Source organism: Flagellimonas sp. ABD4_174 (assembly GCF_056160185.1).
In genome coordinates this window covers 2,301,517-2,325,741 of sequence record NZ_JBSWWP010000001.1, presented here as the reverse complement: position 1 = coordinate 2,325,741, position 24,225 = coordinate 2,301,517, and the positions used below count along the sequence as shown (strand labels likewise).

Genomic DNA, 24,225 nt, shown 5'->3' with positions numbered 1-24,225 from the left:
TACTGTTGATATGTTTTTCGGCGTTCAAATTGATTTTTAGTTAAGTTTGTTTTGTAAAATTAGTTAAAAAGAAAGAATAAAATTCTTCAAAAGCAACTGTAACACCTCACTATTTTTGAACGAACTTGTAATCGAACTTACGGAAATCAGTCCACAAGAATTTTTTGGGCAACAAAACTCAAATATCGAGTTACTGAAGAAATACTTTCCAAAGCTTAAAATTGTAGCACGAGGAAATAAGATCAAGGTATTTGGAGACGAAGAACTATTGGAAGAATTCGACAAACGTTTTGATGAGCTAACCGGGCAATTTGCCAAATACAACAAGCTCGATGAAAACATGATCGAAAGGGTACTTACCAGCAACAGCAAGGAGGATTATACGTCGTCTTCCTCTAGTGGCGATGTTTTGGTACATGGGGTAAGTGGCAGGTTGATCAAAGCGCAGACCGCCAATCAGCGCCGTTTGGTAGATGCCTGTAGGGCCAACGATATGGTTTTTGCCATTGGTCCGGCCGGTACGGGTAAAACGTACACCGGAGTGGCACTTGCCGTAAAGGCCTTAAAAGAAAAACAGGTTAGGCGAATTATCTTAACGAGACCTGCGGTAGAAGCAGGGGAGAACCTTGGATTTCTACCGGGAGATCTTAAGGAAAAGCTCGATCCATATATGCAGCCCCTCTACGATGCCCTTCGGGATATGATTCCAGCTGAAAAGCTCGAAAAATATATTGAGGACGGCACTATTCAAATAGCGCCAATGGCTTTTATGAGAGGTCGTACCTTGGATAACGCCTTTGTAATCCTGGATGAAGCCCAGAATACCACGCACGCCCAAATGAAGATGTTTTTGACCCGTATGGGCAAGAACGCCAAGTTTTTGCTAACAGGGGATCCTGGCCAGATTGATTTGCCACGTAGGGTAATCTCCGGACTTAAGGAAGCCTTGTTGATTTTAAAAAACGTGGAGGGTATCAGTATAATTTATTTGGACGATAAGGATGTGATCCGACACAAATTGGTGAAAAAGGTAATCGATGCCTATCAAAATATAGAGCACCAGAATCAATTCTAAGAAAATAATGGGAATGAATACACTGATGTCCACGGATTTTAATTTTCCTGGGCAAAAATCTGTTTACAAAGGAAAGGTAAGAGAGGTTTATACCTTGGATAACGATGTTCTGGTAATGGTGGCAACCGATCGTTTATCCGCTTTTGATGTGGTAATGCCCAAAGGAATACCCTATAAAGGACAAATCCTGAATCAAATTGCAACTAAAATGATGAAGGATACTGAAGATATAGTTCCTAATTGGTTAATGGCCACTCCAGATCCCAATGTTGCGGTAGGTAAGGCCTGTGAGCCATTCAAGGTGGAAATGGTGATTCGGGGCTATATGTCGGGCCATGCCGCTCGCGAATATAAAGCGGGAAAAAGAACACTTTGTGGCGTGTCCATGCCAGAGGGTATGAATGAGAACGATAAATTCCCAGAGCCTATCATCACACCAGCAACAAAGGCAGAAAAAGGAGATCATGACGAGGATATTTCCAAAGAAGAAATTTTAAAAAGAGGCATCGTATCTGCCGAAGATTACGAAGTTCTGGAAAAGTACACACGTGCACTTTTTCAGAGAGGAACCGAAATTGCCGCCAAAAGAGGACTGATCTTGGTGGATACCAAGTACGAGTTCGGTAAAACCAAAGATGGGGAAATTGTGTTGATCGATGAGATCCACACTCCCGATTCATCACGTTATTTTTATGCAGATGGTTATAAGGAGCGTCAAGAAAAAGGTGAAGCCCAAAAACAATTGTCAAAGGAATTTGTAAGACAATGGTTGATTTCCAACGGATTCCAAGGACTGGAGGGACAGGAGGTCCCTGCAATGTCCGATGAGTATATCCAATCCGTATCTAACCGATATATTGAACTCTACGAAAACATAACCGGGGAGAAATTCGTTAAAAGTGATATATCCAATCTTCAAGAACGTATTTTGACCAATGTTACTGATTATTTTGTAAAATAGTAATCTCAAATTACGATTTAACCAATAAAATAAAGGGAATTTTATCAATTCCCTTTATTTATATCAATAGGTTTGCAAAATATTTAAAGCTAATTTGATATATTTATGCTAATTAAGTATATCAACCATGGAAAGCTGTCCAAATTGCTCATCTACAGAGTTTACCAAAGCCGGGATCATTAAAGAGAGGCAACGCTACAAATGCAAATCCTGTGGTTACTATTTTACAGTACCTAAGTTGGGAAAGCAAATCGATGATTACTTTGTGAACAAAGCATTACAACTGTACTTGGAGGGACTTACCTATCGCGAAATAGAGCGTATTTTAGGGGTTTCACATGTTTCGGTGATGAACTGGGTCAGAAAGTATAATATTAAAAGGCCCTACAATTCCAAATATCACCCCACTTATAAGATTTTGAATCTTACTGAGCTTCAAAAATACTTTCAAAGCCCTGAAAATCTGAAAGGTGCAGGGCAACTGGTAACCGAACTTGGAGATAAATTTATGCTTATTAAATGGGATCGGTTCAAAGACTAGATATAGGTAATTAGCAAAAAAATATATTGATTTTCATTCGGGAATATATTTTTAAGATGTTCGTAGAGCACATAACTCACTAACATCCAAACTGAAATGAAAAATATACTGATCGGAACTGCGTTTTTTCTTCTTTGGGTTCCAAAATTATTTTCGCAAGGAAACACCGAGTACACGGGAGGTTTCAAAGTCAAGTTTAACGAGGATGGTTCCAAATATCTTCGTATGATAGCATGGGGTCAATTTTGGGCCCAATACAATGATAATGTTCCAGACGATGTGAGCACAACAAACCTTAGTGTAAGACGAGCTAGGTTTTTGACCTTTACACAACTGAACAAGAAATTTCTAATACTAACCCATTTTGGGTTGAACAGTTTAAATGGAAACAACATTAGTGCTGTTGGAAAGGAAGATTCTTCCCAATTGTTCTTTCACGATTTTTGGGGAGAATGGCAAGTACACAAGAATGTAGCCATCGGTACCGGATTGCACTATTGGAACGGTATTTCCAGAATGAACAACAGTAGTACCCTAAACTTCCTGACCTTGGACAACAACCGTCCATCTTGGGCAGTTTTGGGACTAAGTGATCAGTTTGCCCGTCACATTGGGGTATATGCCAAAGGTAATATTGGAAGATTACAATATCGTGTTTCCTTTAACGAGGCCATAACCAATACCTTGGATGCTTCAAATGATCCAATACCCAATGGTCGAGCAGTATATCGGGGTCGCGAATTGCTGGGTTCAGCAGATGCGGGCAAAGTGATCCAAGGTTATTTTGACTATCATTTTTTAGATCAAGAATCCAATTTTTTGCCCTATAAAGTAGGAACATATTTGGGCAGTAAAAGAATATTTAATGTCGGTGCCGGATTCTTGACCCATAGAAACGGTACGGTAATAGCGGACGGAGCAGGAAACCTGGAAGGAGAAAATGTAAATATTTTCGCAGTGGATGCCTATTACGATGCCCCTCTTGGTGAAGATGGTTCTGCCATTACGGCCTATGCGGTATTCCAAAATAACGATTATGGTCGTAACTTCAACCTTGGGCCGTACGGTACCGGGAATATGGTTTATGGACATGTAGGATATCTGGTTTCCGGTCCAGCGGATAAATCAAGGGTACAGCCATATGTGTCGTACCAAACAAGATCGATAGACGCAATAGACGATAACGCCACACGGTTGGGCTTGGGAATCAACCTATTTATGACAGGGCATCATTCTAAATTAACATTGGAGTATGCCAATTCAAAAATTGGTTCTGGTGACAACAATGGTGTGGTAACCTTGCAAGCACAGATTTATTTATAACTAAACAACCAACAAATTATGTCAGAAAAACAAAAAAAGGCCTCGGCCTATTGGAAAGAGAACCTAAGGTACTTGGTAATACTACTAGTCATTTGGTTCTTGGTCTCATACGGAGCAGGCATCCTTTTTAAGGATGCATTGAACAACATTCGATTGGGCGGATTTAAACTTGGGTTTTGGTTCGCGCAACAAGGATCTATTTATGTATTTGTCATCCTCATTTTTGTGTACGTACGCCTAATGAACAAATTGGACAAAAAGTACGGATACGACGAAGAATAATTAACCGATAAAATCAAAACATTATGAGCGATGTACAAATTTGGACCTATGTCTTGGTAGCCTTGTCATTTGGTCTGTATATAGGAATAGCAATTTGGTCCCGAGCGGGTTCCACTAAAGAATTTTACGTGGCCGGAGGTGGTGTTTCCCCATTGGCCAACGGTATGGCCACTGCAGCGGATTGGATGTCGGCAGCGTCTTTTATATCCATGGCAGGAATTATTTCTTTTGCCGGCTACGATGGCGCCGTTTACCTTATGGGGTGGACCGGTGGTTATGTTCTCCTAGCACTGCTTCTGGCACCATATTTAAGAAAGTTTGGAAAGTTTACAGTTCCCGATTTTATTGGAGAACGCTATTACTCCAAAACAGCTAGGGTTGTTGCAGTTATCTGCGCACTCATCGTATCCTTTACTTATGTTGCCGGACAGATGAGAGGGGTAGGAATTGTGTTTTCAAGGTATCTGGAAGTAGATATCAATACCGGAGTTGTTATCGGAATGGTGATTGTATTGTTCTATGCCGTCCTTGGAGGTATGAAAGGGATAACCTATACCCAAGTGGCCCAATATTGCGTATTGATTTTCGCCTTTATGGTACCTGCAATTTTCATTTCTATCCAAATGACAGGGAACCCTGTGCCACAACTAGGATTTGGCAGCACTTTGGCCGATGGCTCTGGAACTTATCTTTTGGATAAACTGGACGGACTATCCACGGAACTCGGATTTGCAGAATATACCGATGGATCTAAAAGTATGGTCGATGTTTTTGCCATAACCCTGGCACTTATGGTCGGTACCGCAGGTTTACCTCATGTAATCGTTCGTTTCTTTACCGTAAAACGGGTGCGAGATGCAAGAAAATCCGCAGGTTTGGCCTTGTTGTTCATTGCGATCTTGTACACTACTGCACCCGCAGTAGCCGTGTTTGCCAGAACTAATCTTATCGAAACTGTTAGTGGAAAAGAATATAATAGCATGCCAGAATGGTTCAATCGTTGGGAAAAAACAGGGTTGATCGGGCACGAGGATAAAAATGGCGATGGCATAATTCAATATGTAGCCTCACCCGAGGTAAACGAACTTACCGTTGATAGGGACATTATGGTTTTGGCCAACCCGGAAATTGCAGATCTCCCGGCATGGGTTATCGGTTTAATTGCGGCAGGTGGATTGGCGGCTGCCCTATCTACGGCAGCAGGTCTGTTGTTGGTTATTTCCTCTTCGGTTTCCCATGATCTGATCAAGAACGTGCTTAAACCAGATCTTTCAGAAAAAGGCGAGCTATGGGCAGCAAGACTTTCTGCAGCCGTAGCAGTGGTTATAGCCGGTTATTTTGGGATCAATCCCCCCGGGTTTGTCGCAGCGGTGGTGGCCTTGGCCTTTGGATTGGCAGCGGCATCGTTCTTCCCTGCCATTATTTTAGGTATTTTCTACAAAAAAATGAATAGCAAGGGAGCTGTTTCAGGAATGATCGTAGGCCTTTGTCTTATGCTCTTTTATATGCTGAAATTTAAATTTGGAATTTTTGACGGCGGAAAAGATGCCGTAGCAGGTCTTCAAGAAAGTTGGTGGTTTGGTGTTTCGCCAGAAGGATTTGGAACCATTGCCATGGTAGTCAACTTTATTGTCGCCATTGTAGTTAACATGTTTACTCCCGAACCACCTGAAGAAGTACAGGAAATAGTGGAACACATAAGAATACCCAGCGGTGCGGGTGAAGCATCGACACATTAATTAGTTGGTTGTGAAAAAGCGGTACGGTATGGTTTTACCGTACCGTTTTTTGTAATTTTAAGTTTGGCGACCTTGAAAATAAAAATGAAAAAACGGCATCAGCAGAAATTGATCCTTGTTTCCATAGTATTGTTCTTTTTATGGAATGTTCCCTTTGTTACCCTATTTGACAGCGATGGGCATTTTTTTGGTTTCCCCATATTTTATGTTTTTATTTTCTTGAGCTGGTTGATCGCGATCGTTTTGGCCTATATCATTTTAAAACGGTTCTATGAGTAATTATGCAGTAGGATTGGTTATTGTACTGTATTTGGCCATGCTTTTTGTTCTAGCGTATTTTGCCGAAAAGAACAAACGAAGCAAATGGACGAACAACCCGTATGTGTACACCCTTTCCTTGGCCGTGTATTGTACAGCTTGGACCTATTACGGAAGTGTAGGGATAGCATCGAGCTCCGGGATTAGTTTTTTGGCCATTTATTTGGGACCGGTAATTGCCCTACCACTTTGGATCGTTTTAATGAGAAAGGTGATCCGTATATCCAAGCAGCACAAAATTTCCAGTATTGCCGATTTTATTTCCATGCGGTATGGTAACAACAGACAATTGGGAGCTTTGGTTACCTTAACGTGCTTGTTCGCTATAATTCCATACATATCCTTACAACTTAAAGCCGTATCCGAGACCTTTTCACTCATTTCCGCAAAGGGGAGTTACCGATCCACAGGTTTTTTTGATGACTCTACTTTTTACATCGCGTTGCTTATAGCGGTTTTTGTAGCCTTCTACGGAACACTATCAACAGATACTTCGGAACATAGAAAAGGGATTGTGGCAACAGTGGCCTTGGAATCCATTTTAAAGTTGTGTTTTTTCTTGGTGATCGGTATTTACATCACATTCTACCTTTTTGATGGCACTGCGGATATCTACCATAAAGCAAGTTTACGAGATAATTTTGATCAACTGATCTCTTTTGGCGGTTTGGAAAATGGGTTTAATTGGCTTTTTACGATTTGTCTCTCTTTTTTCGCCATTTTTTTATTGCCCCGACAGTTCCATGTATCCGTAGTGGAAAATGATAACGAAAGTCACCTGCGTAAGGCCATTTGGTTGTTTCCTTTGTATTTGCTGTTGTTCAATGTATTTGTGATCTTTATTGCCTGGGCAGGAAACTTAAATTTGTCACAATCGGTAAACCACGATTATTATTCACTTTTATTGCCATTGCAGCACAATAATTATGGATTGGCCTTAATGGTTTTTGTTGGGGGATTCACTACTGTAATTTCAATGATCGTGGTGTCGACCCTGGCGTTGTCCACAATGGTGAGCAACAATATTGTGATTCCTTATGGGTTTATAAAAACCTTGGTAGAAGGTAATCCGGAAGAAAATACCAAGCGTATCAAAAATATAAGAAGGGTCGCTATTTTCCTTTTGATTATTATAGCATATTACTTCTACATCCAATTTTCGGCCCAATTATCCTTGTACTCCATTGGCCTCATTTCTTTTTTGATCATTGCTCAGTTGGCACCGTCGTTCTTTCTAGGGTTGACCTGGAGGCGAGGCACTGCACGTGGTGTCGAGGCAGGGATATTAATAGGTTTGGTTGTTGTTTTTTACACCTTGTTCCTGCCAGTTATCAGTAAAGCAACAATGCCGGAACTTGATTTTACTGAAGAAGGCTTTTTTGGTTTTTCATGGCTCAGGCCCGCACATTTGTTAGGATTGGATTATTTAACCCCGGAAAGCAATGCCTTTTTCTGGAGCATGTCTCTCAACACTATGGTGTTTGTTGGACTTTCCCTAAGAACAAAAGGAAATTATAGGGAGAGGAACTATGCTGAAATGTTTGTGAACCACGAGAATTATGGCAACCTTCAAGAAGGGGGGTTTATATGGAAAGGAGAAGCCTACGTTGCCGATATAAAGCGATTGTTGAGCCGATTTTTGGGGGAGCAGCGTACCAACAGGGCTTTGCGATTGTTCAATAGAAAATATAATATATCAGAAGCAGAGGAACGGGCAGATGCAAGATTGATCAATTTTTCTGAAAAACTACTAACGGGAAGTATTGGGAGTGCTTCTGCCAAAATTTTATTGGCCTCGGTATCCAAGGAAAAACCTATAAGTTTGGTAGAAGTGCTCAATATTCTGGAAGAGAGTAAAGAGACAAAGGCCAGTAATAAACTGCTCAGGGAAAAATCTGCTGAACTGGCCGCAATGACGCAGCAATTAAAAACGGCCAATGAAGAACTGCGCATACAGGATAAACTTAAAGATGAGTTTTTGGATACGGTTGCACATGAGCTCAAAACACCCATAACCTCCATAAAAGCTGCATCGGAAGTATTGGAGGACGAGAATATGCCTCCCGAATTAAGAAATAGGTTCCTAGAGAATATAAATAGGGATACGGATAGGTTGAGCACTTTAATACACAATATCCTAGATCTGGAAAAATTGTCCGGTAATCGAACAGAATTGGACATTCGGGAACACAATATGTCCAAAACTATAGGAAAGGCCATCAAGGGGGTGGAACAGATCGCATCCAAAAAAGAAACAAAGATCAAATTTTCGAGCAAGGAAAAAATCCTTGCATTTTATGATGAAGACCGAATTTTACAGGTATTGACAAATTTGCTGTCGAATTCCCTTAAATTTACAGAACCCCGTAACGGAAAAATTAAAATTCTTTTGGAAGGTCTGGAAAACGAGGTGTTGGTCGCCATTGAGGACAATGGAAGAGGAATCCCAGATGAGGACAAAGATTACATTTTCGAAAAATTTTATCAATCAAAAAACCAGAACATAAAAAAACCAAAGGGCAGTGGACTTGGTCTTGCCATTTGTAAAAAAATAGTGGAAAGTCATAACGGGACCATTGTGGTGGATAAGAATTTTAAGTCAGGTACTCGAATGATCTTTTCAATACCCAAAAAATAATGGAGCAGAAGAAAATACTGATCGTAGATGATGAACCCAATATCGTAATGTCGTTGGAATATGCCTTTAAAAAGAAAGATTTTGAGGTGTTTATTGCAAGAGACGGTACAGAGGCATTGGAAATAGCCATCAAAGAGAGACCGGACCTTATTTTATTGGATATAATGATGCCGGAAATGGACGGGTTTGAAACGCTGAAACGAGTAAGAAACAATCAGGACCTCAACCATACCAAAGTGGTATTCCTGTCAGCAAAAAGTAAGGAAAAAGATATCGAAAAAGGATTAAAAATGGGCGCCGACGGTTACATGGCCAAGCCCTTTTCCATAAAAAAAGTAATCACCGATATCGAAGGGTTATTGAGGTAGACATGCTTTTAAAATAGCGAGAAGAAAAATAAATTACATAATAAACTAAACAAATTTATAGATGAGTAATTATCATATCAAACATTTGGAAGAGTACTTTCAAGTGTACCGGAAATCCGTAAGAAACCCGGAAGGTTTCTGGGAGGAAGTAGCAGAGGAACACTTTCATTGGCGAAAAAAATGGGATACTGTTTTGGAATGGGATTTCTCCAAGCCGGAGATAAGCTGGTTCAAAGGAGCCAAACTTAACATTACGGAAAACTGTATCGACCGTCACTTAAGAATCCGGGGCGACAAGACAGCAATTCTATTTGAACCGAACGACCCGAGCGAAGAAGCGGAACATATTACGTATAACCAACTGCATGAACGTGTTTGTAAATATGCCAATGTATTAAAGGATCAAGGTGTAAAAAAAGGGGATAGGGTCGTAGTTTACTTACCTATGATTCCCGATTTGGCCATTGCAATTTTGGCCTGCGCTCGAATTGGAGCCATACATTCGGTGGTTTTTGCCGGATTTTCTTCTACTGCACTCTCTACTAGGATTAACGATTGTGGCGCTAAGATGGTGCTCACTTCTGACGGATCGTATCGAGGAAAAAAAATAATCGACTTAAAAGCTATTGTAGATGAAGCCTTGGAGAGTTGCCCGGATGTAAAGACCGTTCTAGTGACCAAGCGCACAGGAGGAGAGGTGACTATGAAGGAAGGTCGCGATATATGGGTGCAACCATTGCTGGATAAGGCCTATTTGGACTGTGTTCCGGAAATTATGGATGCAGAAGACCCCCTGTTTATTCTTTACACCTCAGGTTCTACAGGCCGTCCAAAGGGAATGGTGCATACCACCGGAGGATATATGGTATACACCGCATATTCGTTTAAAAATGTATTCCAATATCGTGAGGAGGATGTGTATTGGTGTACCGCGGATATTGGTTGGATCACAGGTCACTCCTACATTGTTTATGGACCGCTGGCCAATGGGGCCACTACAGTTATGTTCGAAGGAGTTCCTTCTTATCCCGATTTTGGAAGATTTTGGGAAGTGGTTCAAAAACACAAGGTAACCCAGTTTTATACTGCACCAACGGCGATACGGGCCTTGGCAAAGCAGAATTTGGATTTTGTGACCGATTACGATTTGTCCAGTTTAAAAGTCTTGGGAACCGTTGGGGAGCCGATCAATGAGGAGGCTTGGCACTGGTACAATGATCATGTAGGTGATAAGAAATGTCCTATCGTAGATACTTGGTGGCAAACCGAGACCGGAGGAATTCTAATTTCTCCAATTCCATTTTCCACTCCTACAAAACCAACCTATGCAACATTGCCCTTGCCGGGCATTCAACCAGCGCTAATGGATGAGACAGGAGAAGAAATCAAAGGGAATCAGGTAGATGGTCGTTTATGCATCAAGTTTCCATGGCCATCCATAGCAAGGACCATTTGGGGCAACCATCAACGGTATAAGGACACTTATTTTTCTGCCTTCGAAGGCAAATATTTTACCGGAGATGGAGCTTTAAGAGATGAAGTGGGCTATTATAGGATTACGGGAAGGGTAGATGATGTGATCATTGTTTCCGGGCACAATCTAGGAACAGCGCCCATTGAAGATGCCATTAACGAACATCCGGCCGTTGCAGAATCTGCCATTGTTGGATTCCCACACGATATAAAAGGAAATGCGTTGTACGGTTATATTATTTTGAAGGAAACAGGAGAAGACCGTAACCGGGATAACCTAAAAAAGGAAATCAATGAATTGATCACCGATCACATTGGACCAATTGCCAAATTGGACAAGATTCAATTTACAGAAGGATTGCCCAAAACGCGAAGCGGTAAGATCATGAGGCGTATTCTAAGAAAAATTGCATCCAAAGACACGGCAAACCTTGGAGATACATCCACTTTATTGAATCCGGAAGTAGTGGAGAGCATTATCAAGGAAAGTCTTTAAAACAACAAATTCAAATAAAAAAAACGGCCTCCTTATCTCAGGAGGTCTTTTAGTTTATTGGGCTTTAATTTTTCAATAACCCTTAATAGGGCTATGGCAGTTATGTAGGCGTCGCCCAGGGCGGTGTGCCTATCTTTTCGGGAAATACTGAATTTTTTGGCCAAATCGTCCAAAGAGTAACGTTCCTTTTTTTCCACTACGGAAGAAATCAACACAGTTCTGGAGTATAGTGATTCGGTATCCAGTGTCTTATTTTTTAATTTAGGGAGTCCGTTCCTTTTAAGAGCGGCATTCATCATACGTACATCGAACATAACATGGTGCCCCACCAGAACATGGTTTCCAATATATTTTAAAAATAATTTCAGCGCATCCAATTCGGAAATGCAGTTGTACTTGGTTTTTTTAAGGATGCCATGTATCTCGGCGCTCTGCTTATCGTAATGCTCTTGTTTTAAATACAGCTCAAGGCTATCTTTTACCACAATATTATTGTCCTTTAGTTTTAAGGCGCCAATGCACAACATCCGATCTTTGGTAAGATTAAAGCCGGTGGTTTCCGTATCAAATACAACAAACGTGTTGTCTTTGACATCCGTGGGTAGCTTTTGATTGAAATTTGCATCGTAATCCCACCAAAAATCGGGAAGTTCCAATTCTTTTTTTTTGAAGAAAGACCACATTAGCGCAAGAGGTTTTTGACCTGGAACCTGACCTCGATCAAAGATTGTATTTCCTTGATGGTCTTAAAGGTTCTCTTTAATTTTATTTTTTCCTCTTTGTTCAATTTATCCAGTGCAATATATCTGCCGGAATCATTATGGAGTAGGCCCTGTCTGGTTCTAAATTTGAGCAAGGCTTTACTAGCGTATGAGCACGCCAAGTATAATTCCTTGTTATTGGGTTCCAGTTCGGCAAGTTTTTCGTACCTACCTGCTGTATTGTTTATGGATTTGATGGAATGTGACAGGATAAGTACCCTTGCTGCATCGATTATCGGCATTAGCGCACGGAGCTTTAAATCAAAAAAGTCCTTGTGCTCACCATCTTGTTCCACCAAAAAATCCCTAAAAAACCCTGAAGGTGACGGATTCTGAAGAGCCCCACTGGCCAAATGTGTAAAAAATTGTGGGTATCGGTTGGCATGGCCAAATATACTGTGGGACAATTCGTCCGCCAGTAACTTTTCTCCAAAGACCACGCTATAATCAAAGAAAATGGAAGAGAGCAATATCTCATCCGGTCCGGGGTTATGGATCCAATGGGCGGTTATCTTTTTCCATTCGCTCAAACTCTGGCACCAAGATGGGTTGGAGGCCATCATGTTTGCAGGACAATATTCAAAACCAATGGTGTTCAGACTTTTGGAAATACGCTCGCCCAATTTTAGAAAATAACTTCTGGTTTCCTCGAGCTTTTCATCCGCAACATCTTCAAAAATAATGGCATTGTCCTGATCGGTATTTAGTAATTGTTCCCCGCGTCCTTGACTCCCCATACTGAGCCAAGTAAATTTAACGGGGGGCTCGCGCTCCATTTTTGCTAAAGCCAATTGTATAACCTGCTTGGTTGAGGCATCGTTTAATTCAGAAATTATTTTCGACACCAGTCCCAAAGGGATGTTTTGTTCCAAGTATCCTTGCAAAAGGTTCATGGTGCCGTGCCGGATACTTCGTAATCTTTTAGCTGTGGCAGCTCTTTTTATGGCACGTAGAAGCACTGCTGGATTGTTTCCGACAGCGACCATAATATCGTGTTTGGAAAGAATCCCGACAGCGGGAGTCTCGGTGGTACCGTCTTCTGTGAGAACCAAATGACTGATGTTACTTTTCATCATGGCCATTTGAGATTGGGCCAAAGTAAGCTCTTTTGGATAGGTGATGATTGGTGAAGACATAATGGTCCTGGCCGATTCGGTTATTGGATATTGTCCGGTAGCCACTTTATTTCTGAGGTCCTTGTCCGTTATTATTCCCACGGGCAATTGCTCTTTCTCCACTAAAATAGAGCTCACATTGTGCTTGGTCATTATATCTGCAATTTCCTTTATACTTGCGTTTTCCGCACAGGTGATGAGGTCCTTGGAGTATTTTATAGGTTGTAGGTCCAATATTTTATTGGTAGAATAGCGCTCGGCATCTTCATTTATTCCATAAAGTTTGCCCCGATGTTTTATCGAATAGGGATTTCCGGTATTGGACGCAAAGCTTTCGATCAAAAAATTGCCAATACGTTTGTTTTCGAGGGCCAAGGGTTTAAATTCCTTGATAGGAATGGCATAAAGAATTGTTTCTTCGTAAGCTTTTGCTTCCAATTTATATTTTTCCTGTGCCAAAAGGGGGCGTAAACCAAAAACGTCGCCTTCGTCGCATATATCCAAGATTTGACTTGATCCTACTTTGGACAGCGATACGGCTCCTTTGTTTACCACATAAAAATGATCATGGGGATTTTCGTTCTGGGAAAAAACTATGGTATTGGTCTCTTTATGGATAATGACCACCTCAATGGACAATTTTTCCAATTGTTCGGACTCCATTGCATTGAAAGGCGGGTAATTTTTTAAAAAGTCGGCAATACGTTCGGATATTGTATTCTTCATTCTAGCCTATATGTAAACGTAAATCCTAGAAAAGTCCATCAAAATATGAGCATTGGGTTGTCACAAACAACCAATGGCAACGTTATTCCCCTTTACTGGCCTTATTATAGGCCCTGATCATGAGAATGGCCCATACGGCCACGAGCACAATAACAACAACAGAAAACCATAAAACGATATTATTTGCCGTCATTGTCCACAAGTTTTAGGTAAATCATAACTCCCAAGAGAGTAGGGGCCCATAGTCCCACAAAGAGACCATGTTCGGTGTGTCCATTAAGAAAAAGGTATTCCGCCACTAAGATGATCATTGCGCATAGAGTCAGCATCAATAGATTAGCGGTTCCCAGTTTTTTAAAATAATTCATTATTTGGTTGGTTTTTGGACTTTTAAGTTAGTGAAAAAAGAATACCAAGAAAATAAAAATTGTTCTACTTTTAAGGAGAGGGGCGGTTTATGGCTACGCAGTTACCCAATTCGAGTTCCATTGGCCACTTTTCTTTCCGGTTGGATCAATGTAACTTCTTTTTCATCGCCGACGCAGCCCATCACCAAACATTCGCTCATTATCGTGGCTATTTGTTTTGGAGGAAAATTGAGAACTGCGATCACTTGTTTGCCGACCAATTCTTCCGGTGTATATAGTTTTGTAATTTGGGCCGATGTTTTTCTTGTGCCAAAGGGTCCAAAATCCACGATCATTTTATAGGCAGGGTTCCTTACTTTTTTAAATTTTTCTACTGAGATAATGGTTCCTACCCTCATTTCCACTTTCATGAATTCGCTCCAATTTAATTTTTCTTGTTCCGACTGTTCCATTCTATAAATTAATTGAACACCAAAGGTAGGGATAAGCATAGGCGTTAGCCAGCCTTGCCTAATGGTTAAGCATTATTTGTGATGCACCAGGAATTATGGATAACAAAATCCAGAGGAGTGAGGTCAGTCGAAACAAAATGATTTTTATAAATGGATGAATGGGTTAAACTTGATATGGTCAGATTCAACATGTTTACAGGGTGTACTGTTGGTTGCAAATGCCATTTTTTGGTTAAATCCAAAAATAATATGGAGCAATACGCGTAATGTTTTATTGACTTTCATCTGTTTTGGCCTTTAAAATTGAAATCCAGATTCCTATGGCCAACGAAATACCGATGAACAGTAACGAAAACCATTCTGGTATTTCCACCCAACTGGCTGTAATGAGCTTAAGGGAAACAAAGATCAATATGGAAAAAACACTATACTTTAAATACTTGAACTTCTCCAACATGTTCGCCAAGAAAAAATAGAGCGAACGCAGTCCCATAATGGCAAATATATTGGAACTGAAAACAATAAACGGGTCGGTAGTGAGGGCAAAGATTGCCGGAATACTGTCAAGAGCAAATAAAATATCGGTAAATTCTATAGTGATCAGGGCTCCAAACATTGCCGTAAAAACGCGTTTTCCGTTTATTTCGGTCCTAAAATGGCCATTATCCAATTTGTTCGATATATTTAAAAACTTGGCGATTCCCTTGTTCTGCTCAAAGTCCTTAGGTTGCTCTTCTTTTTTTAGCATGTTAAAAGCGGTGTACAAGAGGAACAGACCAAAAAAAATGGTGATTTGGTGAATTTTGTGAATTAGAATGAGACCTACACCAATAAGAATTGCTCTAAACACTATGGCTCCGATTATACCGAGAAACAGTAATTTATGTTGGTACTGTTTTGGGATTTTGTACCCAACAAAAATTATCGCTATAACGAAAAGGTTGTCCACGCTTAACGATAGTTCGATAATGTAGCCTGTGAGATATTTTATTACACTATTGCCAGGAGAGAGGTTGCTTGGGTTGTCCACCATCCCATTTTTGTAAAACCAATAGATAATTCCGCTAAAAACCAAGGCATTTACAACAAAAAAGAGGGTTTCAAATACAGCTTGTTTGGGGTTGGTCGCCTTATCCTTTTTGTGTAGGATAAAGAAATCGATAAACAAGAGTACGCCTACATGGGCTATCAAAACAATCCAAGGCAAGGTATTTCCCATGGTTTAGTCAGGTTTTTGTTTTGCTATTGTGCATTGTAAATATAAAACTAACGAGATCCCATTGTAGCAATTATTTTAACGACTAGTTTATGTCGATTAAATAACTGATTTTATAGGGCATCAATATTTTAGGATTCCACTTTCCGAATTAAATTCTTTACACAGAACTAAATTCTAGGGAATTGGATATAGTATACAAATTATGAATGACCGAGGTAGAATTTGTTTTATTCTTTGTTTCTAATTTCTTTTTCCAGACTGGAAATCAAACTTTGGTACTCCAACTCCAAACTCTCGCCTTTTAAAATAACTTCGTTCATCTTGTTGAGTAATAGAATATACATGTTCTTAAGTTTTTGGGAGCTGAAGGTTTCGATATAAAGTGCTCTGTCCTTAAGCTTTTCGTCGTTGGTCCGCTTACGGATTTTAGCTAGAATTTCTGGATTTATATTTAAATGTTCAATGAAATTTTTTTCCAGATGCTCTTTGGTAAACTCGGTTATCTCATCTTCACTTTCTTGGTAATCCACTACGCGGTCATAAAGCTTGGAAATTCTATTTTTTAGCGAATCGTTGGTGATGATCTCAATTTTACCAGAGCTGATTATGGAATTATAAATCCCTGTTGATGGATCAAAGGTGTGGTTTTCAACATTAGTGGTGATCAACGAATCCAAATAGGTGAGGTCCCTATCGGAGAGATCGACAAAAATAACCTCCTGAAGGCTTTTGTTCCTTAGTATTTGCGCCTTTAAAATAAGGTCCAGTTCGTTAAGATTTATTTTGATGGATTCGCGAAGACTTTTTAAGGTATTAATCTCAGACCTGTGCAATTGTTTGTCTTGGTTCCAATTATTTATCTGCAATGCGATCAAAATTCCCAAGACCACAAGCGTTATTTCTCCAATGGCATAGGCCAGATAGTTTTTGAACTTTCCTTCCGAAAGTAATCTCCTTCTAATTCGTCTAAAAATCTTGATCATAGGTTCATTAGTTCTGATGGTTGAAAGACTTTGAAAACGTCTTCCAAAAAGGAACATAAGTTACTGATTTTCGCCTAAGCATTGTTCATCCAAATCGTAAACACAAAATTTGGGGTCGAACTAAACGAATTAATTGAACACTTCCTCCATTTTAAAAGCTTTCCTGTGTCAGTTCATGGTTTATAATTGCTCCGGTTAAGTTTCCGCCATACACCGCCGTAGCAACGGAGCGCATCATGGAACTATTGTCTCCACAGGCAAAAATGCCTTCTTGTGTTGTCTTTTGCATTGCATTAACTTCGATATGTCCCTGATCGGTAAGATTACAGCCCAACATTTTTGGCAGGTGAGAATTTTGTTCAAAAGGAACTGAGGCGTAAGCATATTCAAAGCTTTCCTTACATCCATCATTAAAAACGATCTTTTCCAGGTGTCCGTTAACGTGTTCAATTTCCAATACCTTTTTATCTATGATCTTAATATTGTGCCGCTCCAACTTTTTGATTTGAGTCTCATCAAAATCGTGCTTACCGTTGGTAAGAACAGTGATTTGATCGGTTAAATTATTTATTAAAGAAGCAAGATGAAATGCTCTGTCCCCATTGGCGATTATGGCAGTTTTTGTGTTTCTTATTTCGTATCCGTGGCAATACGGACAGTGTACAACGGAAATTCCCCAACATTCCGAAAATCCTTTTATTGACGGCATTAGGTCCTTAATACCGGATGCGAACACCATTTTTTTAGCAGTAAAACTGTCTCCTTTGTGCGTTGTGACTTCAAATCCATTTTTAACCCTCTTACCACTAACTACAAGACCATTATAAAAATGTACACTGTTGTACTTTTTTACCTGCTCTTGTGCAATTTCTGAAATCTCATTTGGTGTGGCCCCGTCTTGGGTAAGAAAATTATGGGAATGTGGCGTTTGTCGGTTACAAGGATTACCGGCATCAATTACCAAAGTTGTTCTTAGAGAACGTCCCAAGGCCATGGCTGTTGAAAGTCCTGCATAACTGCCGCCTATTATAATTACTTCGAAATCTTTTTTATTCATTGTGTTGTATTTCTGATAGTTGTCTATTTATTGAGGTACAAAACCATTTGTATCAGCTAATTTTTTTTGCGAGAATCCAATAATGGATAAAATTAGCTAAAAATTTATTAATGCAATAAAGTCGCATTAATAATATAGATCAACCTAGTAACAAATAGCTATTCCGTATGCTTTGTTTGGGAGTCTTATAAAGAAAAGTTGCAGAGTTTTTATCTGAATTAAAAAAAGGAAATGTAGATGAAGGACATAAAAAAAGCCATCTAACTAAAATACAGTTAAATGGCTTCTCGATTTGTAGCGAGAGGGGGACTTGAACCCCCGGCCTCCGGGTTATGAATCCGACGCTCTAACCAGCTGAGCTACCTCGCCATGGTTTTGCTAAGCGGGTGCAAATATATGTTTAAATTTTCGCTGAATCAAAATTCATTATTAATTTATTATTTGACATTTATTTTTATATCTTCCCAAACTATACAAATGTTGAAAAGGATTTAAAGAACACGACTATGAGTGATAAGGTTAAATTTGAACTGGAATTCGTTATCCAGGCCTCACCACAATTGCTTTACCAATATATTTCCACACCTTCAGGATTATCTGAATGGTACGCAGATAACGTTAATTCCAGAGGAGAGGTGTTTACCTTTATCTGGGATGGATCAGAGGAAAGAGCAAAAATGCTAAAACGTAAAAGCGAAGAGTTTGTAAAGTTGGCCTGGGAAGAAAATGATGACGATTCCTTTTTTGAAATGCGAATTATTGTAGACGAAATCACCAAGGATGTTTCCTTGTTTATAACAGATTTTGCAGACGAAGATGAAGTGGACGAGGCAAAAATGCTCTGGGAAAACCAAGTTTCCGACCTTAAGCAAGTACTGGGATCTACCTAGAACAATTCTTAAGTAAACCGTATATTTGGTCCCGAAAAAAATCGGGACTTTTTTATGGTCAATTCTAATGGAGAAATTTTAGCGGATGATGAGGCAATATTTACCTACAATAATAGGGCATTTAAGTACGGCGATGCCCTTTTTGAAACCGTTCGTTATGTAAATGGGACACTCTTTTTTTGGGAAGACCATTATTTTAGACTGATGGCTTCCATGCGTATTCTTAGAATGGAAATTCCAATGGAATTTACTCTGGAGTTTTTAGAAGAACAGATCAAAGGAACCATTACAGCAAATGGGTTGGAAAATGGCGCAGTTCGCATACGGTTATCCGTGTATAGAAACGAGGGGGGGCTTTACACACCAAGTACAAATAATGTTTCCTACCTCATAGAAGTTAGTTCCATGAAATCTCCATTTTTCACGATTGACAATGGTACTTACGAGGTGGAGCTGTTCAAGGATTTTTATGTGAACAAGGACATGTTGTCCAACCTAAAGACCACCAATAAATTATTACATGTTGTTGCAGGGGTCTATGCCCAAGAAAATGGATACGCCAACTGTTTGTTGGTGAATACGGATAAAAAAGTGGTCGAGGCCATTAATGGCAACCTGTTTTTGGTTAAGGGCAACGAGGTTAAAACCCCGCCTTTGAGCGATGGATGCCTGGACGGTATCATCAGAAAAAATTTAATGAAATTGATCGCTGCTTCCGAGGAGTTCGATCTTGTAGAAGCGTCCATTTCTCCATTTGAACTTCAAAAAGTGGACGAACTATTCATTACCAATTCAATTATAGGTATTCAGCCAATAAGTAAATACAGGAAAAAGGAGTACAATGGAACAGTTGCCAAAAGTTTGGTGGGCAAACTAAATGCAAAAGCCAGGATAGGCGTTTAATTCAGCGAAGGGTTTTCCGGCGAATTGGACCATAGAAGATAATCGCCGCCCAATTCGACCATTTTTTCTTTCCAAAACGCATTGGAGGATTTTTCCAAAATACTGCTTTCATATTCGTTGGGAAGCACTACCCACGATTTGGAGGACAGCTCTTGATCCAATTGACTTATTCCCCAACCGGAATACCCCAAAAAGAAACGGATATCCTGTTCGGTAATAATACCGTTGTTGATCAATTTAATGGTCTTTTCAAAATTACCGCCCCAAAAAATACCATCGGAAATCTCAACACTGTTTTCAATAAGTTCCGGTACTTTATGGATAAAGTAGAGATTGTCCTGTTCTACGGGGCCTCCATTAAAAACTTGGAACGGAATGGTAATATCGGAAACGAGGTCGCAGATGGTATAATCCAAGGGTTTGTTCAATATAAAGCCTACAGAACCTTCATCATTGTGTTCCGCTATAAGCACCACCGATCGGTTAAAAGAAACATCCCCGGTCAGTGAAGGTTCAGCAACGAGCAAATTTCCTTTTTTTGGCTTTTGGGTTACCATTTTCAAGTGTTTCGTTTATTTAAATTTAACATAATATTTAACATATACAAAAAATGGGAATCATATAAACTAAAAAAGCACCCCGATAGGGGTGCTTTTGTATATTAAAAATACAATTGATTAGTTTACTGCACCGCTCAATTCAGCACCTGCTTTGAACTTTACAACGTTCTTAGCGGCAATCTTAATAGTAGCTCCTGTCTGTGGATTTCTACCCTCTCTAGCGCTTCTTTTAGAAACTGACCAAGAACCAAAACCTACCAAGGAAACTCTGTCTCCTTTTTTAAGCGTTCCCTCTACATTTCCCAAGAAAGACTCCAATGCTTTTTTAGCTGCTGCTTTAGTGATGCCAGCATCAGCTGCCATAGCATCGATTAATTCTGTTTTGTTCATAATGGAATTAAATTAATTGTTGTTAATATAATTTTAATGCTGAACAAATTTATATGGATTTGCGTCCCACGCAAGCAAAACCTAGGGAAATAGGGGTTTTTGTTGATAACTTGAAACGTTTGTTGATAAAGTCGGAAAAAAATGACAAATTTTCCTAGCCCAATCATAGCAAGGCCTTAGCGAAGATGAGCCTCTTTTTCCAGATTTAATCCGTTCAAAACCTCGTTGATATGCATTTTTCGCTTACCGGGCAACTGTAGCTCCAAAAGGTTGATATATCCATTTTTCACGGCCACCTTCATGGATTTTTTCTTCACAAATAATTCTCCAGTTCCATAATCGTGCTCAATCTCTTCCATTTCGGTCCTAAAGATTTTCATAGGCTCCTCTTTTTCCGCATTGACCAATTTGGTCCATGCACCGGGATAAGGACTTAGTCCACGTATATGATTATAAATATCTTCCATGGATGCTTCCCAATTTATCCGGCAGGTGTCCTTATGGATTTTCGGAGCTGGTTTTAATTCCGTGCTTTCGTCCTGTTTTTGTCGAATAACTGTTCCTGCTTCTATTTGCTTACAGGTCTCTACCACTAGATCGGCGCCAATGATCATTAATCTATCGTGCAAGGAGCCAGCGGTATCATCTTGTGTGATTTTTTCTGTTTTCTGTAGAATGATGCTCCCCGTATCTATTTTTTCATCAATAAAAAATGTGGTGACCCCTGTTTCGGTTTCACCATTGATTATGGCCCAATTAATTGGGGCGGCTCCCCGATATTGGGGCAGGAGAGACGCATGAAGGTTAAAGGTGCCGTATTCCGGCATTTGCCAAACAGCTTTGGGCAACATCCTAAAAGCCACGACCACTTGTAAGTTCGCTTCAAGGCTTTTGAGTTCTTCCAAAAAAGATTCATCCTTTAAATTGGTGGGCTGTAAAACCTTTATTTGTTGCTCGACCGCAAATTGCTTTACGGCCGATTCTTGAACCTTTCGTCCTCGACCTGCAGGTCTATCGGGAGCAGTAATTACACCGACAACATTTAAACCAGCCTCCAATATTTTTTTAAGGCTTTGCACGGCAAAATCCGGGGTGCCCATAAATACAATACGTAGGGGGCTATTTTTTGATGTACTCATTTTTATAGTTTATGGAGATCAGCTCATCTTCAAGCAGTCTTTCCAGTGTTGTTAAAAGTTCCTCCTCATTGGCGCCGGTTTCCTTTTCCAATTGTCGGGAAGTATGGGGCCGAATTTCCAATAGCTCCATGATCCTTTTCTCCAAATAATGCGAGGAGGGCATTACTTTCTCTTGTCTACAAATATCGCAAGTACCGCAGTTTTCGGAAACCTTTTCACCAAAATAATTCAGGAGATATACACTTCGGCATACCTTTATATTGGTAATGTACCCCAACATGGCCTCCATATTTTTTTGTTTAACTTGATTAAAATCCTTGATTTTCTTGGCAAACAAATTAATGGTGTGATCATCTTCGCGGGGTACCAAAAAAGTAATTTCAAGGTCAGAGGTGTTGTTTTTATACCTCACAATCTGGTCGTCGGTAAGCTGTTGAAGTAACTGCTTCAACTGTTTCTCGCTTGTTCCGGTTTTTTGTGACAACAGATACAGATTGATTTTTGTTTCGTAATCCGTAATGCCCCCATACGTTCTTAGTATGGTCTGAATGATGGGGGCCGTTTTCCTGTTTTTGTCCAAATAATCAAATATTTGAGTTTTTGGCGCTACAAATTGTAATGTTGTTTTCTCCTTGAAGTTTTCGGAAAGCGTAAGAACCGAATTTTGATCTAATATTCGAATAGCATTAAAGGTCGTGTTCGGATTAAACCCGTAGCGTTTGCAAAATTCATTGAATGTAAAGGCCAAAGCTTCACTTATAAGTTCACCGTACGATATCTGGAAATAATTGTTGAGTTTGGAATACACCATTTTAACAAATGCCACATCGGGCAAATTGGCCAAAAATTGTTGCTTTGCCTTTTCGGCATCTTCGTTAGAGGAAACAATTATGGCCGTTGATGGTTTACCATCCCTTCCTGCCCGCCCCGCTTCTTGAAAATAGCTCTCCAGGCTATCGGGGATTTGATAATGGACCACTAGGCGAACATCCGGCTTGTCCACTCCCATTCCAAAGGCATTGGTAGCCACCATCGCTCGTACCTTGCCGCTTAACCAAAGGTTAAGTTTTTCTTCTTTGTCGGATTTTGGAATGCCTCCATGAAAAAACGAGGCGGAGATACCGTTCCTTATCAAAAAATTGGCAAGAGAGATGGACATTTTTCTAGAGCGTACATAAACAATCGCACTGCCCGGCACCTTGTCCATGTATTTTTTAAGTTGGTAGAGCTTATCTTCGGAATGCTTTACCTTAAATACAATATTAGATCGCGAAAACGAATCCTTAAAAATCTGTACCTGCTCCAATTGTAAATTCTCGACAATATCGCCAACAACTTTTGGAGTCGCCGTTGCCGTAAGTGCGATCATTGGAACGTTGGGCACCAATTCCTTTAAAATGGAACAGCCCAAGTAAGAAGGTCTAAAGTCGTTACCCCATTGTGAGATACAGTGGGCCTCATCAATGGCGATAAGGTTAACATTCATCTGTTGGATACGTCCTTGAACCAAGGGTTGTTGCAATCGCTCTGGGGACAGATACAAAAATTTATAATTGCCATAAATGCAGTTATCGAGCAGATTGTTCAGTTCCTCTTTTGAAATCCCACCCGTTAACGCAATAGCTTTAATGTTTCTTTTTTTTAGCTGAGATACTTGATCTTGAATCAACGCGACCAATGGAGAAACAACAATACAAATACCCTCCATGGCAAGCGAGGGAACTTGGTAGCAAACCGACTTTCCGCCTCCGGTGGGCATAAGCGCCAATACATCCTTGCCCGCTAGGACATTGCCAATAATGTTTTGTTGGGAGCCCCTAAAACCATCGTAGCCCCAAAAGTGTTTTAAAATACTTGCGGTGTCTTTGTGCACTATGGATTTTTAAGTGTTTCCAAAATAAATTCAATCCGATTTGGGACTGCATCTTTTGGCACTTCGATGGGGTCATAGCCAAATTGGGTATAGGTTTTCATCAAGGCAAGATGAATGCGTTCAGCCTCTTCAAAAGTTTCCAATCTTTCGTTGTCGGATACGTAAATTTCTTTCCATGGCGGAACAATAAAAACAGAATCGTATCTGTGGTCCTCACAATGGGAGGTAAAAAACGTGTCGTATTTCTGTCCAAAAAAATCCATATAGGCCAATACATCGGGAATACCACGGTCAAAAAAACTTATAGGAACATTGGTGGTCAAAGATTGTTTATAGTGCCTCGTTCTGCCTTCGAGCAGGTCTTTGTTGAACTGCATGGCATCGTCCACAAACACCAATGGGTTGGAGATATGTTCCTCACACTGTCCTTCCAGTTTAGCTTTGGAGGTCATGTCCCTGATAATTTCATGAAAGCAATGATACCCTTTGCTTTCCAATCCGTTAACAATGGATGTTTTTCCCGTTCCGGGAGCTCCTGTAATTACTACCTTGCTCTTTCCCAAAGACCTTGAATT

General features: G+C 40.1%; 24 protein-coding genes and 1 tRNA gene. 12 read left to right on the top strand and 13 right to left on the bottom strand.

Translation table 11 applies throughout. The features are described 5' to 3' along the window. The first annotated feature begins 115 nt into the window (after positions 1 to 115). The 10 genes from ACXAFK_RS10330 (at position 116) to acs (ending at position 11,214) form a co-directional block, all read left to right on the top strand. Positions 116 to 1,075, top strand: coding sequence for a PhoH family protein (locus ACXAFK_RS10330; protein ID WP_224837213.1), 960 nt, complete (start codon positions 116 to 118; stop codon positions 1,073 to 1,075). A gap of 7 nt (positions 1,076 to 1,082) precedes the next feature. Further along, positions 1,083 to 2,036 (top strand): phosphoribosylaminoimidazolesuccinocarboxamide synthase, encoded by a 954-nt coding sequence (locus ACXAFK_RS10325; RefSeq protein WP_474957690.1) that lies wholly within the window; start codon positions 1,083 to 1,085, stop codon positions 2,034 to 2,036. Between the two features lie 127 nt (positions 2,037 to 2,163). Then, positions 2,164 to 2,577 carry an IS1/IS1595 family N-terminal zinc-binding domain-containing protein gene (locus ACXAFK_RS10320; RefSeq protein ID WP_224837215.1) on the top strand — a complete coding sequence of 138 codons (414 nt, stop codon included), beginning with the start codon at positions 2,164 to 2,166 and terminating at the stop codon, positions 2,575 to 2,577. 96 nt (positions 2,578 to 2,673) lie between these two features. Further along, positions 2,674 to 3,900 carry a hypothetical protein gene (locus ACXAFK_RS10315; RefSeq protein WP_474957689.1) on the top strand — a complete coding sequence of 409 codons (1,227 nt, stop codon included), beginning with the start codon at positions 2,674 to 2,676 and terminating at the stop codon, positions 3,898 to 3,900. A gap of 18 nt (positions 3,901 to 3,918) precedes the next feature. Then, a complete protein-coding gene (locus tag ACXAFK_RS10310) occupies positions 3,919 to 4,182 on the top strand; it encodes a DUF4212 domain-containing protein (RefSeq protein WP_224837217.1) in 264 nt (87 codons plus the stop codon). Positions 4,183 to 4,205: 23 nt separating this feature from the next. Continuing rightward, a complete protein-coding gene (locus ACXAFK_RS10305) occupies positions 4,206 to 5,921 on the top strand; it encodes a sodium:solute symporter family protein (RefSeq protein WP_293295371.1) in 1,716 nt (571 codons plus the stop codon). An 84-nt stretch (positions 5,922 to 6,005) separates the two neighbouring features. Further along, positions 6,006 to 6,200: a hypothetical protein gene (locus ACXAFK_RS10300; protein ID WP_224837219.1), complete on the top strand. Its 195-nt coding sequence runs from the start codon at positions 6,006 to 6,008 to the stop codon at positions 6,198 to 6,200. Then, complete coding sequence (locus ACXAFK_RS10295) at positions 6,193 to 8,877, top strand: ATP-binding protein (RefSeq protein ID WP_474957688.1); 2,685 nt, start codon at positions 6,193 to 6,195, stop codon at positions 8,875 to 8,877. Before ACXAFK_RS10300 ends, ACXAFK_RS10295 begins: the two co-directional genes overlap by 8 nt. Then, positions 8,877 to 9,245, top strand: coding sequence for a response regulator transcription factor (locus ACXAFK_RS10290; RefSeq protein ID WP_474957687.1), 369 nt, complete (start codon positions 8,877 to 8,879; stop codon positions 9,243 to 9,245). Before ACXAFK_RS10295 ends, ACXAFK_RS10290 begins: the two co-directional genes overlap by 1 nt. A 61-nt stretch (positions 9,246 to 9,306) precedes the next feature. Beyond that, positions 9,307 to 11,214, top strand: coding sequence for an acetate--CoA ligase (gene acs, locus ACXAFK_RS10285; RefSeq protein ID WP_252079604.1), 1,908 nt, complete (start codon positions 9,307 to 9,309; stop codon positions 11,212 to 11,214). Positions 11,215 to 11,246: 32 nt separating this feature from the next. Here acs and ACXAFK_RS10280 read toward each other — a convergent pair whose 3' ends face one another. From ACXAFK_RS10280 to ACXAFK_RS10245, 8 genes are all read right to left on the bottom strand, one after another. Next, a complete protein-coding gene (locus tag ACXAFK_RS10280; RefSeq protein ID WP_224837223.1) occupies positions 11,247 to 11,897 on the bottom strand; it encodes a 3'-5' exonuclease in 651 nt (216 codons plus the stop codon). Then, positions 11,897 to 13,816 (bottom strand): DUF294 nucleotidyltransferase-like domain-containing protein, encoded by a 1,920-nt coding sequence (locus ACXAFK_RS10275; RefSeq protein WP_474957686.1) that lies wholly within the window; start codon positions 13,814 to 13,816, stop codon positions 11,897 to 11,899. The genes ACXAFK_RS10280 and ACXAFK_RS10275 overlap by 1 nt, the downstream gene beginning before the upstream one ends. Positions 13,817 to 13,995: 179 nt before the next feature. Continuing rightward, a complete protein-coding gene (locus ACXAFK_RS10270) occupies positions 13,996 to 14,184 on the bottom strand; it encodes a hypothetical protein (protein WP_224837225.1) in 189 nt (62 codons plus the stop codon). Positions 14,185 to 14,285: 101 nt separating this feature from the next. Further along, positions 14,286 to 14,636 carry a tRNA-binding protein gene (locus ACXAFK_RS10265; protein ID WP_474957685.1) on the bottom strand — a complete coding sequence of 117 codons (351 nt, stop codon included), beginning with the start codon at positions 14,634 to 14,636 and terminating at the stop codon, positions 14,286 to 14,288. Positions 14,637 to 14,907: 271 nt separating this feature from the next. Then, positions 14,908 to 15,855, bottom strand: coding sequence for a TerC/Alx family metal homeostasis membrane protein (locus ACXAFK_RS10260; RefSeq protein ID WP_474957684.1), 948 nt, complete (start codon positions 15,853 to 15,855; stop codon positions 14,908 to 14,910). Between the two features lie 227 nt (positions 15,856 to 16,082). Continuing rightward, a complete protein-coding gene (locus ACXAFK_RS10255) occupies positions 16,083 to 16,838 on the bottom strand; it encodes a DUF6090 family protein (protein ID WP_474957683.1) in 756 nt (251 codons plus the stop codon). 151 nt (positions 16,839 to 16,989) lie between these two features. Further along, positions 16,990 to 17,895, bottom strand: a complete 906-nt coding sequence (locus ACXAFK_RS10250; protein WP_474957682.1) for an NAD(P)/FAD-dependent oxidoreductase — start codon at positions 17,893 to 17,895, stop codon at positions 16,990 to 16,992. A gap of 295 nt (positions 17,896 to 18,190) precedes the next feature. Then, a tRNA-Met gene (locus ACXAFK_RS10245) sits at positions 18,191 to 18,264 on the bottom strand. Between the two features lie 137 nt (positions 18,265 to 18,401). Between ACXAFK_RS10245 and ACXAFK_RS10240 the strand changes: the two genes are divergently transcribed. Together ACXAFK_RS10240 and ACXAFK_RS10235 are read left to right on the top strand one after the other, a co-directional pair. Further along, on the top strand, positions 18,402 to 18,785 hold the full coding sequence (locus ACXAFK_RS10240) for an START-like domain-containing protein (RefSeq protein ID WP_224837234.1): 384 nt from the start codon (positions 18,402 to 18,404) through the stop codon (positions 18,783 to 18,785). Positions 18,786 to 18,839: 54 nt separating this feature from the next. Then, positions 18,840 to 19,688, top strand: coding sequence for an aminotransferase class IV (locus ACXAFK_RS10235; RefSeq protein ID WP_474957681.1), 849 nt, complete (start codon positions 18,840 to 18,842; stop codon positions 19,686 to 19,688). Here the strand turns inward: ACXAFK_RS10235 and ACXAFK_RS10230 are convergent. The 5 genes from ACXAFK_RS10230 to ACXAFK_RS10210 all read right to left on the bottom strand — a co-directional run bounded on the left by ACXAFK_RS10230 (position 19,685) and on the right by ACXAFK_RS10210 (position 24,213). After that, complete coding sequence (locus tag ACXAFK_RS10230) at positions 19,685 to 20,245, bottom strand: YqgE/AlgH family protein (RefSeq protein ID WP_224837236.1); 561 nt, start codon at positions 20,243 to 20,245, stop codon at positions 19,685 to 19,687. The two genes, ACXAFK_RS10235 and ACXAFK_RS10230, sit on opposite strands and share 4 nt — an antisense overlap. Positions 20,246 to 20,365: 120 nt before the next feature. Continuing rightward, entirely contained in the window at positions 20,366 to 20,638 is a 273-nt protein-coding gene (locus ACXAFK_RS10225; protein WP_014034238.1) for an HU family DNA-binding protein, read from the bottom strand. 176 nt (positions 20,639 to 20,814) lie between these two features. Further along, positions 20,815 to 21,777 carry a methionyl-tRNA formyltransferase gene (gene fmt / locus ACXAFK_RS10220; RefSeq protein WP_474957680.1) on the bottom strand — a complete coding sequence of 321 codons (963 nt, stop codon included), beginning with the start codon at positions 21,775 to 21,777 and terminating at the stop codon, positions 20,815 to 20,817. After that, positions 21,758 to 23,650, bottom strand: coding sequence for a RecQ family ATP-dependent DNA helicase (locus tag ACXAFK_RS10215; protein ID WP_474957679.1), 1,893 nt, complete (start codon positions 23,648 to 23,650; stop codon positions 21,758 to 21,760). Before ACXAFK_RS10215 ends, fmt begins: the two co-directional genes overlap by 20 nt. After that, entirely contained in the window at positions 23,650 to 24,213 is a 564-nt protein-coding gene (locus ACXAFK_RS10210) for an AAA family ATPase (protein WP_474957678.1), read from the bottom strand. The genes ACXAFK_RS10215 and ACXAFK_RS10210 overlap by 1 nt, the downstream gene beginning before the upstream one ends. Positions 24,214 to 24,225 lie beyond the last annotated feature (12 nt).